16 protein-coding genes are annotated in these 12259 nt (G+C 32.2%); 15 read left to right on the top strand and 1 reads right to left on the bottom strand.

Annotated elements, in window-relative coordinates:
- Positions 1-3: 3 nt before the first annotated feature.
- The 15 genes from MPR_RS01990 to MPR_RS02060 all read left to right on the top strand — a co-directional run bounded on the left by MPR_RS01990 (position 4) and on the right by MPR_RS02060 (position 11417).
- Positions 4-441, top strand: coding sequence for a DUF6896 domain-containing protein (locus MPR_RS01990; protein WP_041888709.1), 438 nt, complete (start codon positions 4-6; stop codon positions 439-441).
- 22 nt (positions 442-463) lie between these two features.
- Positions 464-628 (top strand): hypothetical protein, encoded by a 165-nt coding sequence (locus tag MPR_RS18650; protein WP_158438863.1) that lies wholly within the window; start codon positions 464-466, stop codon positions 626-628.
- A gap of 226 nt (positions 629-854) precedes the next feature.
- Positions 855-1334 carry a hypothetical protein gene (locus tag MPR_RS01995; RefSeq protein ID WP_041888711.1) on the top strand — a complete coding sequence of 160 codons (480 nt, stop codon included), beginning with the start codon at positions 855-857 and terminating at the stop codon, positions 1332-1334.
- A gap of 33 nt (positions 1335-1367) precedes the next feature.
- Positions 1368-1805: a DUF6896 domain-containing protein gene (locus MPR_RS02000; protein ID WP_041888713.1), complete on the top strand. Its 438-nt coding sequence runs from the start codon at positions 1368-1370 to the stop codon at positions 1803-1805.
- Positions 1806-2070: 265 nt separating this feature from the next.
- Entirely contained in the window at positions 2071-2430 is a 360-nt protein-coding gene (locus MPR_RS02005; protein WP_041888715.1) for a hypothetical protein, read from the top strand.
- 449 nt (positions 2431-2879) lie between these two features.
- Complete coding sequence (locus tag MPR_RS02010; protein WP_041888717.1) at positions 2880-3551, top strand: hypothetical protein; 672 nt, start codon at positions 2880-2882, stop codon at positions 3549-3551.
- Between the two features lie 204 nt (positions 3552-3755).
- Positions 3756-4253 carry a hypothetical protein gene (locus MPR_RS18855; protein ID WP_235280503.1) on the top strand — a complete coding sequence of 166 codons (498 nt, stop codon included), beginning with the start codon at positions 3756-3758 and terminating at the stop codon, positions 4251-4253.
- Between the two features lie 151 nt (positions 4254-4404).
- Positions 4405-5490 (top strand): diphosphomevalonate decarboxylase, encoded by a 1086-nt coding sequence (locus MPR_RS02025; RefSeq protein ID WP_041888721.1) that lies wholly within the window; start codon positions 4405-4407, stop codon positions 5488-5490.
- A 60-nt stretch (positions 5491-5550) separates the two neighbouring features.
- Positions 5551-5952, top strand: coding sequence for a hypothetical protein (locus MPR_RS02030; RefSeq protein WP_235280504.1), 402 nt, complete (start codon positions 5551-5553; stop codon positions 5950-5952).
- A gap of 41 nt (positions 5953-5993) precedes the next feature.
- A complete protein-coding gene (locus tag MPR_RS02035) occupies positions 5994-6587 on the top strand; it encodes a penicillin-binding protein activator LpoB (RefSeq protein WP_041888725.1) in 594 nt (197 codons plus the stop codon).
- Positions 6588-6602: 15 nt separating this feature from the next.
- Positions 6603-8036, top strand: coding sequence for a COG3014 family protein (locus tag MPR_RS02040; RefSeq protein WP_041888727.1), 1434 nt, complete (start codon positions 6603-6605; stop codon positions 8034-8036).
- A gap of 6 nt (positions 8037-8042) precedes the next feature.
- On the top strand, positions 8043-8396 hold the full coding sequence (locus MPR_RS02045; protein ID WP_041888729.1) for a C1orf53 family protein: 354 nt from the start codon (positions 8043-8045) through the stop codon (positions 8394-8396).
- A gap of 72 nt (positions 8397-8468) precedes the next feature.
- The gene (locus MPR_RS02050; RefSeq protein ID WP_025125731.1) at positions 8469-9407 is read left to right on the top strand and encodes a mevalonate kinase family protein; all 939 of its coding nucleotides are present in this window, start codon (positions 8469-8471) and stop codon (positions 9405-9407) included.
- Positions 9408-9473: 66 nt separating this feature from the next.
- Complete coding sequence (locus MPR_RS02055; protein ID WP_041888730.1) at positions 9474-10397, top strand: geranylgeranylglycerol-phosphate geranylgeranyltransferase; 924 nt, start codon at positions 9474-9476, stop codon at positions 10395-10397.
- Positions 10398-10475: 78 nt separating this feature from the next.
- A complete protein-coding gene (locus MPR_RS02060) occupies positions 10476-11417 on the top strand; it encodes a pseudouridine synthase (RefSeq protein ID WP_006266251.1) in 942 nt (313 codons plus the stop codon).
- A gap of 51 nt (positions 11418-11468) precedes the next feature.
- Here the strand turns inward: MPR_RS02060 and MPR_RS02065 are convergent, their stop codons facing one another.
- On the bottom strand, positions 11469-12200 hold the full coding sequence (locus tag MPR_RS02065) for a pirin family protein (RefSeq protein ID WP_041888732.1): 732 nt from the start codon (positions 12198-12200) through the stop codon (positions 11469-11471).
- Positions 12201-12259 lie beyond the last annotated feature (59 nt).

Consider the following 12259-nt stretch of genomic DNA (forward strand, 5'->3'; position numbering starts at 1 on the left):
ATTATGAATGATATAAAGAAATATCTGAGAGAATATGTTAGGTTTATTCATGATTTTGAAGAAATACTTAGGGATGAATTAAACCTTAAAGAGGAAGATATATATCAGGAGATTTATAAGATTAATATTAATTCAAATGGTACTAAAAATTATAAACATGGTAACATTGATGGATATGAATACCATTATCATGGTGGAGGTTGTTTCATCCAGAAAGGGAATATAAAATGTGACTTTAATTTTATACGCTATATTGATGATTTAACTTATCAATTTACTTCAATAAAATTAAAGGATTTTATTGATAGTTATTATAATATTGATATTGATGATGATAAACTGAATGAAAAACTAAAAGAATTAGTGAAAGAAGGATTTTTACTACCTGTTATATTTGGAGGTAGAGTATGGAATTCCTTTTTAATAAAGAGGTATAGCTAAAGTTTCTTTAAGCAAAATTCAAATGAGTATGCTTGGAAAGTCATTGTCAGAGGCTAAAGGCAATGTTGATTCTTTTTTAGATGGAGAGAAGGTAATTATAGAAGTAGATGATATGGACTTAGCACAAGAGTTTTGTAATGAAGCTGAGAGAATTGGAGTTAATTGTAAGCTGATTATAACAGAATAATATTATATACAATATATGTTGTCTGTAGATGATATTACTGACTATTTTGAAATAAGAAACGGTTGGAGTTTAGTTAGGGTGTATACAAGTAATTTTTTGTTGCTAATAGAAAGTGAAAAGTTTATTGCTCTTTTATCATTGATGTAGGTTTTTTTTATAAAGATGGAAATATGATGAGTCAGCCATCGGTTGTCAGAATTATTCCAAAAATGTTTAAACAATAATTATGGTATCAAATGTAGATCGGATTACTAAAGAAAAATATCAAGAGCTTAAAGTAAAAAATCTCTTTGAAGAAAAAATGACTGATAGAGTTTTTGCTACAATTCTAATTAATAATGTGGCATACAAATTTGCATGGGGAAGTGATATTGTTGTACCTGTAATAAAGATTATAAATAATCAATATTGTACGATAGGAATAGATCTTGAATTTATTGTTATTAATATGATTGAAAACGTTGTTATTGATTCTGTTAAGCTTAATTATTTCTTTTATGATACTCAAATATTCAATAATTTCCTTTTCGTTATAACAGAACTTCAAATTTTAAAAATAGAGATGCAAAATTTTAAAATCATTGATCAAATAGATTTACCCGAAATATTTGAATCTTGGGATGTAGTAGACAATAAAATTAAGATCACTTGTTTAGATGGTCAGGAAGTAATTATTTTACGAGAAGTAATGCTTGGTATTAGGTAAGAAAGATAAGAGGTTATATATAACAAAATAGTTATGAATGATATAAAGAAATATTTGAATGAATATGTTAGATTTATTCATGAATTTGAAAAAGTGATAAGAAGTAGTTTGAATTTGGTTGAAGAAGATATATATCAGGAGATTTATAAGATTAATATTAATTCAAATGGTACTAAAAATTATAAACATGGTAATATTGATGGGTACGAATACCATTATCATGGTGGAGGTTGTTTCATCCAGAAAGGGAATATAAAATGTGACTTTAATTTTATACGCTATATTGATGATTTAACTTATCAATTTACTTCAATAAAATTAAAGGATTTTATTGATAGTTGTTATCATGTTGATATTGATGTTGATAAACTGAATGAAAAACTAAAAGAATTAGTGAAAGAAGGATTCTTACTACCTGTTATATTTGAAGGTAGGGTATGGGATTCTTTTTTAATAAAGAGGTATAGTTAAAGTTTGTTAGAGTGAAGTGATATTAATTGATTATTGTTATTTGTTTAAATATAAACTCCTAAGTATAATTGCTTAGGAGTTTTTTTTATGGTCTATGAATAATGTTATTCTGTTGAGTGAATAATGATTAATTTTATTAGATAAATGAAGTCAGTTCTTAGTACAGGCTGGTAAATATGTTGTGTCAGTAGGTTTGGTGAATAATCTAATCAGTAAACTTTAGAAGCGCTGAAGTGCACATTAGGATTAAGTAAATAAGAAGAATATGAATTTAATTAGAAATAATAAATTACTATATACTTTTGATGATGAAGTTGTAAGTAAGTTTGTTTATGCTATAGATGAAAAAAAGATAGAATTAAGCTTCGATGGTTTTTATGATTTAGAAAAAGAAGAAGGGATAAATAGAAAATGTATTCTAATTATTGAAGGTTGGAGTAAGGCATTATCTAGATTATATCCTAATTCTAAATTTGATAACTTAGAAAGTAATTTTGGTATAATTAGTATGATTGTTGCTGTTAATGTGGAGCATGATGAAATATATATGACTGTAAGTACAATTGATAATCGTCACTATGATTTGATATTTTTAAAACCTTCAATGTATATATCGTTGATTTAGTAATTGACTTTATTTATTGGAGTATTTAAAATTAATTTACGTTATAGAATGTTATGTATTTTATATGAAGATAAAAATTAGAAAACCTCCTAAGTATAATTGCTTAGGAGGTTTTTTATGCTCTTTGAATAGTGATAGAGAGTATGATAATAAATTAAAGCACTATAGTGTGATGACGCTTTGTGATTGAGGAGTTGATATACTGTTTATATAGAGTAACTTCTTAAATAAAAGACTTGAGGTAATAGTCTAGAGACGAGTATTCCAAATTCAGAATATGAGGTGATTACTGTTTGATAATAAGTTTTTCGGAGGATATAATCTTTATTTTTGATTTATTATTACTTGAGTGTTTATTGCAAGGTTATATTGTTTAAAAATGAAAGTTTAAAATAGTTAATTTAACAAAATTATTTATTTTTATTGTTTGTGAATTAATTAACTATTATATGGTAGATAATGTAAAGTATGGGCTAAAAATCTCTGGTTATGGAGTGGTTAGTTTTTTAAAGATCGCTGTGTTTGGAGTATTTAGTGCAGTGTTGAGTTTGATTATAGGTATAGTCTTGCTATCTAATGGTAGTTATACAAATAAACTAGGAGAAGTTCGTCATAGTTCATTTAGAACATTTATTATTGACTATCCTTATTTATCAGTCTTACTATTAATCACCTTGATTAGTATTTATTTTGTGTTTTCTTTTTCGACGCAGTACGCTTTCAGAAAGGTAGCTAGACGTATTTTAGATGATAAAGCGGAGGTGTTATTAGACCCTATTATGGATAAAGTGATGGAGAAGACGATGGGAAAAATAGGAGAGACAGAGAGACAGAATATGCTACAGAGAGGAGTTGATTACTCAATGCTAAAGTTGCAGACAATTAATACTGTTAAGGAAGAGACTACGAATAAATGGTTGAGGTATTTACTTGTGTTAGGATTTTCTAAGTTGAGGTTAGATGATATTCCATTTGGCGATCCGAAGTTTAATGTTCGTTCAGAGATAAAGAGTAGAGTGATCGAAGTGATTAAAGATTTTGCGACACCTGATAAGCAATTCTTTTGGATGATAGTCGCTTACCATTGGATAGTTATCTTGATTATTTCATTTTTAAGATAACGATATTTTTACGATGTTAGATAAAGTAAAGTATGCAGCTAAACTATCTTTTATAGGTGGGAGTAGTTTCTTTAAGGTATATGCGGTAGGATCATTAAGCGCAGTGTTTTCTTTTACTATCGGTCTTTTGTTATTTATGGGCCTTATAACCAACCTGGTAATTTGGGTGGTTCGGCAGGTATAATGGCTATATTCGTGGTCCTTATGATTGCACCTATCCAGAGTATCTTATTGACTCTTATAGCGATTAGTAATTACTTTGTCTTTTCTATGGCGAGTTTTCATGCTGTTAAAAGAGTAGCAAATAGATTATTGACTGACAAAGGTGAGAGTCTGCTGTATCCATTAATAGATAGAGCATTAGATAAAGTCATTAGTGATGTCTCAACGTCTAATAAACAAAACTGGATGCAAAAAGGGTTTGATTTCTCTTTGATACAAATGCAGATTATCAATAATATTAAAAATCAGAGCGAGAATAAATGGGTGAAGAAATTGTTGATTTATGGGTTTAAAAAGCTGAAGGTAGATGATATCCCTTTTAACGATCCGAAGCTAAATATCAGTGAGATTATAAAAGATCGAGTGATTCTGGCTATTCGTGAAATGGCAAACCCTAGCAAGAAGAAGTTCTGGTATACAATCTTGTTTCATTGGATGGCTGTTTTGGTCATTTTGATTATGAATTTGATTTATAGATAAAGGAAGTTAAGTATAAGTAAAGAGCTAATTATATAGGTGTAAATCATTAGCTCTTTTATCTTAGTGCTGTTCTAAAAAAGATAAGTTTCTTAAAGAATAGAGGGGCTATTAATAAAAGATGTTATTTTTGTTGTTTAGAAATCGATGAACAATGAATATAGAAGACTTTATTTTTAGCCAAGATATAGATGTTAATCAAGTAAAGGAGGGGACATTCTCATGGAGCTCTCCTAGTAATATCGCTTTAGTTAAGTATTGGGGTAAAAAGGAGAATCAGATTCCTGCTAACCCGTCTTTGAGTTTTACTTTAAACAATTGTAAGACAGAAACGACATTAAGCTATAGCGCGAAAGCGGATAAAGGGATCAGTTTTGATCTTTTGTTCGAAGGACAGTCTAAAGAAGAGTTTAAGCCGAAGATTCAGAAGTTTTTTGAGAGAATTCTAAAATACTGTCCTTATATCGAGTATTATCACTTCACGATAGATACTAAAAATACGTTCCCTCATAGTTCAGGGATAGCTTCTTCTGCGTCTGGCATGGCAGCGATGGCAGTGAATATTATGTCATTAGAAAGAAAGTTGAATGTGGATATGACAGAAGACTATTTTGACCAGAAAGCTTCTTTTTTAGCTCGTCTTGGATCAGGTAGTGCATGTAGAAGTATAACGGGGAGTGTAGTAGTATGGGGAGAGCAACGAGATATACCAGGAAGTACAGATTTATATGGAGTGAATTTCCCTTTTGAGGTACACCCTATCTTTAAGGGGTATTGTGATACTATCTTGTTAGTGGATAAAGGAGAGAAGAAAGTGTCTAGTACAGTGGGGCATGATCTGATGCACAATCACCCTTATGCAGCACAACGCTTTGAACAAGCTCATGAGAATCTAGCTCGATTGAAAAAAATATTAATAGAAGGTAATTTAACGGAGTTTGTAGCGTTAGTAGAGAGCGAAGCATTGACTCTACACGCAATGATGATGACTTCTATGCCTTATTTTATCTTAATGAAGTCAAATACGCTTCAGATCATCGAGAAAATTTGGGCATTTAGAGAAAAAACATCAATCAATGTGTGCTTTACACTTGATGCTGGGGCAAATGTACACGTTCTATACCCAGAAGGGGACAAAGACTTTGTACAGACATTTATAAGACAAGAATTGGCGCAGTTCTGTCAGAATGAACAGTATATAGATGATAAAGTTGGATTCGGTTCAGAAATAATTAAATAATTTTTTGTAACTTTATACTACGGTATGCTAATTGCATATACTAATATAAATATTGAAGATATGAGAAAGTTAATGACAATTTTTGGTTTAGCACTAGGTAGCTTACTATTTAGTCAAGCAACTTATGCACAAGAGTTAGCACCAGATCAAAACCCTAATTATAGAGTAAGTATGGTAAAGTATATGGCACAGAAAGATTCTCTGACTGCGACTTTAAGTACTACTGTACAGGATACTTATAAAGCGTACGATTGGTACGAGGCTAAGATGGAGCGCAAAGCTCAGAAAAAGCAATGGAGACATGAAGAACGCATGGCTCGTGCTAAATATGGTAGAAGTTACTATAGCTATGACAATGGGTATTATGGTAACTATAATAGCTATTATTCTGGATGGAATAACTGGAATACATGGAGACCAAATATTGGTTTTAGAACTGGTAACTGGTGGTTCTCTATTTAAGAATTAGGAAAAAAACATAAAGAAAAACAAATAATAGGATTATGCAAATTAAACGTATAGCATTAGCTGCAATATTAGCTGTTTCAGGACTGGCTATTACATCATGTGGACGTCAAGTAACTAGAGTAAGTACAGAAGAAACTATCGACATTAGTGGAAGATGGAATAACTCTGACTCTAGAGAGGTAGCTGACCAAATGACTCAGCAAATATTAGAAGAGCCATGGATCTTTAACTTCCGTGAAGAGAATAAAGGAGAGAAGCCTGTGGTTATTGTAGGTATGGTTTATAATAAGAGCCATGAGCATATTGAAGCTGAGACGTTCGTAAAAGATGTGGAACAAGCATTTATTCGTTCACAAAGAGTACGTTTAGTTCAAGGAGGTAAAAAACGTGAGGAATTACGTGGTGAACGTGCAGATCAACAAACGAATGCATCATCATCATCTATGAAACAATTCGGTTTAGAACAAGGAGCTGACTTTATGTTGCAAGGTTCTATCAATTCTATCGTAGATTCTCACAAAAAGAAAAAAGTGGTTTACTATCAAGTTAACTTAGAGTTGACAAATATTCAAACAAATGAAGTAGTTTGGATTGGTGAAAAGAAAATCGCTAAGTACGTAAAAAACTAATTTAAAGTAAAATAGATGGTTTCAAGTAGAACCATATATTCTGTTATAAAAACATCATTGCTCTTTGCAATGATGTTTTTCGTGTTTGGATGTGCTTCGTATCATGACCGTATAACAGACTATTATCAGAAAGTAGGTGCTTCTGAACTAGATCTAGCAGACAAAGCTTTAGATAAAAATGCTTTATTACAAAAGCCTCGTAATCTATTGCTTTTTTATATGGAAAAAGGAAAAGTAGCACACTTAAGAGGAGATTACGAAGCAAGTAATAAATATTTTAACCAGGCAGATTTATTGGTAGAAGACGGACTTTCTACTACAGGTGATTTAGCAGTAGGATTATTCCTTAACTCTATGTCTCAAAATTATAAAGGAGAAGAGTTTGAGATATTTATGATCCATTACTATAAAGCGTTAAACTATATGTATCTCGGTAAACCGAATGAGGCTATAGTAGAAGCTAGACGTATCTCACTACAGAACTATGCTCAAGGTGATAAATATAATGATAAGGCTACACGTTATTCGAAAGATGCTTTCTCGCTTAATTTACAAGGGTTAATCTATGAACAAAGCAAGAACTATAACGATGCTTTTATAGCGTATAGAAACGCTGTTGAAACCTATCAATCTGGTGATGGAGTGTATTATGGTGTAAAAATGCCTACTACCCTAAAATACGATGTTATGCGTATGGCAGATAAAATGGGATTCGCAGGTGATGTCGCAAAGTATGAGAAGGAGTTTAAGTTGAAGTTAAAAGATGTTCCTGTAAGTAATGGGGGAGATGTGGTTGTGTTTTGGGAGAACGGTAGGGCTCCAATTAAAGAACAAGAAAACCTTTTCTTCACGCTAGCAAAAGGAGACTCAGGATCGTTAGTTTTTACGAATGCATTAGGATTTGTGATTCCATTGGATTTTGGTATTGCTGGTAAGACTAATTTGAGCGATATACACAGTGTTAATATTGCTTATCCTAAGTATATTGTTCAACCGTTGCCATATACAGAGGCTTCTGTTACAGTAAAAGATACGTATGTATTACCATTCGAAAAGGCGGAGGATATAGATGCTTTAGCTGTATTGACTTTAAAAGAACGTGCAGGTAAAGAATTAGGAAAGATACTGACGAGAATGGCTGTTAAGAAATCAGCTGAATATGCGGTAAAAGCTGCGGCAAGATCGACTAGTAAAGACAGTGATGCTAATGCAATATTAGAAGGAATAGGGCTAGGAGTACAGTTGTTTAACCTGTTTTCAGAGAAAGCAGATACGCGTAACTGGCAGACCCTGCCTGCGCAAATAAACTATGTTCGTATCCCTTTAGAAATGGGTAAGAACAACGTGAAGGTTTCTAAGAAGCGTGCTAATGGGCAAGTAGTCGATGGTGTGGTAGAATTAGAAGGTAATGGTGAGATGCAGTTCTTTAATATCACCACAATGAAGTAATAGATTATGAGTGAGAATAGAGTGTGTACGCACTGTAAGAGTACAATCGTCTGTAATACGGAGGATATTAAACAATGTGACTGTACTAAAGTGAGTATATCTAATGATACACGTGTTTTTTTAGCAGGTTCTTTTCATAAATGTTTATGTAATAATTGTTTGACTAAGTTTGATGAAATGGTCGTTTCTTCAAAAGGAAAGCCTTTTCCAAAACGCAGAAGTGAGATGGAAGAAGGAGTACATTATTATATGGAAAATGAGTATTTTGTATTCACAGAATTGTATCATTTAATGAAAGGACAATGCTGTCAAAATGGGTGTAGACATTGTGTTTATGGCTTTAAAAACAGATATTTATAAAAATAAAGTAGTAAAAAAGACGGTGTGCGAATATTATGTGTATTTTTGCAACGTGAATTTACAATAACAGCTATGAAAGGACCATTATTTTATTCAAAAATTCTTCTTTTTGGGGAATATGGGATTATTAAAGACTCTAAAGGATTATCTATTCCTTATAATTTCTATAAGGGAGCATTAAAGATGGAAGAGAATCTAGAAGGAGTATCTTTAAAGTCTAATCAGAGTTTAAAAAACTTTGCAGCATATCTACATGATTTGCAAGAGCAAGAACCTACTTTAGTACAGTTTGATCTAGAGCGTTTAAACGCTGAGATAGAACAAGGATTGTACTTTGATTCTAGTATTCCACAAGGATACGGTGTAGGGAGTAGTGGGGCATTAGTAGCTGCTATTTATGATCAGTATGCTTATGATAAAGTTACTGTTCTAGAGAACTTGACTAAGGATAAACTTTTAGTATTAAAAGGAATCTTCGGAAAAATGGAAGCATTCTTCCATGGAACGAGTTCAGGGTTAGATCCACTAAACAGTTATTTAAGCCTGCCTATCCTAATCAATTCTAAAGATAATATCGAGCCAGCAGGTATTCCTTCTCAAAGCGTAGATGGAAAAGGAGCTGTGTTCTTAATAGATTCGGGTATCGTAGGAGAGACTGCACCGATGATTACGATCTTTATGGAGAACCTAAAAGATCAAGGTTTCCGTCAGATGTTGAAAGATCAGTTCGTGAAATATACAGATGCTTGTGTAGAGAACTTCTTAAAAGGAGACGTGAAATCACTATTTAGTAATACGAAGTTATTGTCTAATGTGGTGTTTAATCACTTTAAGCCAATGATTCCAGAACAGTTCCACAGTGTATGGCAAAAAGGAATCGAGACTAACGATTACTATTTAAAATTATGTGGCTCTGGTGGAGGTGGTTATATCTTAGGATTTACTGCTGATATCGAAAAGGCAAAAGAGTCTTTAAAAGATTATAAATTAGAAGTTGTATATCAATTCTAATTCAGATATGAAAAAATAGATGTTATAACCTTTCGCAGTAGCGATATAAAATTGAAACAAGAGATAATGTTATCTAGGAAAAATAAACTACTCTTAGCTAAAATATTCAGCTTGTTCTCTGTTGTGAGAGGTTATAATATTTTTATTATAGTACTAGCACAGTACTTAGCGTCTATCTTTATATTCGCACCTGAACTTAGGGCGTTAGACGTGATTTTAGATTGGAAACTCTTTCTAATTATCTTTGGATCTTCCTTAGCTATCGCAGGAGGGTATATCATTAATAATTTTTATGATGCAGAAAAAGATTTAATTAATAGGCCGATAAAGTCTATGTTAGATCGACTAGTGAGTCAGGCAACAAAATTGCGTGTCTACTTTGCGTTGAACTTCTTGGCTGTAGGAATTGTATTTCCTGTGTCTTGGCATGTGTCAGCATTCTTTTCTGCTTATATATTTCTGTTGTGGTTTTATTCTCATAAGCTTAAGAAGTATCCTATTATAGGTAATCTTACTGCTTCATTATTAGCGATATTGCCTTTCTTTAGTATCTTGATGCATTTCAGGTTCTATTATCCTTCTATCTTTCTACATGCAGCTTTTCTGTATTTAGTAATTCTAATCAGGGAGTTGATAAAAGATATGGAGAATATTAAAGGAGACTTCGCCAATGATTATCAGACTATTCCTGTTCGATTTGGAGATAGAGTAGCGAAAGAAGTAATCACAGTGGTGACAGTATTGACACTGATACCGATCTATTTTTTAGTCAATAAAGAGAACCTTGGGTATATGGTATATTACTTCTATCTAAGTATTATCGTATTAATCTTGTTCTTATACAGATTATGGACATCCAAGGAAATAGAACAGTATCACAGTTTACATATTAGTTTAAAACTGTTGATTTTATTAGGAGTATTCTCGATTATGCTAATAGACCCAGATGTGGTAATTAGTGGCAAAGTACTGCTAGAAGAAACTTTATAGTATTAAAAGTTGTGTAAACTTTTAGAGTTATATTAATAAATGCATAGAATAAAACTATCTTTGCAAAAATCTTTAGATATGAATAACGGTAGGTCGAATTCAGGAAATAATAAATCGAATCGCTCAGGAAATAGAAATGCAGCGGGAAAGAAGTCTTTTGGTTCTAAGGATGGAGCTAAAAAGACTTATGGGGGAAATGATAGCAAGAAAAGATCATTTGACAATAATAAAGAAGGAAATAAAACGTATGGTGCTAATACTGCAAAGAAATTTGATAGTAAACCAAGAGTAAAAAATACACCTAAAGAAACAGACGAAGTACGTCTAAATAAATATATCGGTAACTCTGGAGTGTGTTCACGTCGTGAGGCAGATATCTATATCGTGTCTGGAAACGTGACTGTGAATGGAGTGGTAGTTACTGAATTAGGTTATAAAGTAAAGAAAACAGATATCGTGAATTTTGATGGTACAGTATTGACACCAGAGAAATTGACTTATGTATTATTAAATAAACCGAAAGGATTCGCTACTATTAATGAGCCAATCGTATCAGCTGAGAATGTATTAAGTTTATTAAAAGGAGCTTCTAAATATCCTTTAGCTCCTGTCGGTCGTATGGATAAGACTACTATTGGTCTAATGCTATTCACGAATGATACTAATTTATTACAGAAGTTAAACTCTACTGATTCTCGTTCTTCTAAATTATATCATGTATCATTAGATAAAAACCTTAAATATGAAGATCTAGAAAAGATTAAAAAAGGAGTTTATATCGATGAGCGTCGTGTATTCGTAGAAGAAGTATCTTATGTAGATGATCAACCTAAGACAGAGATCGGTATTAAGCTAAAAGCATCTAATGTGAAGTTGGTACGTGCTATATTCGAATCTTTAGGATATAATGTTATTAAACTTGACCGTGTGATGTATGGTCAGTTAACAAAATGGAATCTACCAAGAGGTAAATGGAGACATTTAACGGATGAGGAAGTAAGAAACCTTAAAAACGGTTAATATAGATATTTAAAAAGCTCGCTATCATCTAGCGAGCTTTTTTATTGGTATTTATTGTAAATAACTAGGTAGTTCCATAGGTATCTCCATAACTAATATTTGACTTTTCTCATTTGCTTTGATTGTGAAAGTATCTTCTCCATCAAAACCAATAGCATCTCTTCTGTGTAACTTATCTTCACCTAAAGTAATATCTCCTTCTAGAACAAATAAGAAGATACCATTAGACTTATCTTTTAATTCATAAGATAGTTCTTTACCTTGATCTAGATCAGCCATGTGGAACCAAGCATTCTGATGAATCCATACTCCCTTATCGTCAGGATTAGGAGAAAGGATTTGATCCCATTGATTCACGCGATCTTCTTTGTTTAATTTTAGTTGATCATAACGTGGTTTTACATTTAGTTTATCAGGGAATATCCATATTTGTAAGAACTTACTCTCTTTATTCTCATCAGGGTTAAACTCACTGTGTTGAACTCCTGTTCCTGCACTCATGACTTGTATTTCACCTTCATTTATAATCGTACCATTACCCATACTATCTTTATGTGAAAGACTTCCAGATAAAGGAATAGATATAATCTCCATATTATCATGAGGATGTGTACCGAATCCCATACCTGCAGCTACCTGATCATCGTTAAGTACACGTAACACACCGAAGTGTATTCTTTCGTTGTTTCGATAGTTAGCAAAGCTAAAGGTGTGATGAGATTTTAGCCATCCGTGGTTAGCATATCCTCTACTATCTGCTGTGTATATAATTTTTGTGTTCATAGCTTTATGATTTTAATACTACAAAGATACGTTATAGGCTGATTTCCATTGCTTAATGT

It is taken from the genome of Myroides profundi (assembly GCF_000833025.1).
Lineage (GTDB): Bacteria > Bacteroidota > Bacteroidia > Flavobacteriales > Flavobacteriaceae > Flavobacterium > Flavobacterium profundi_A.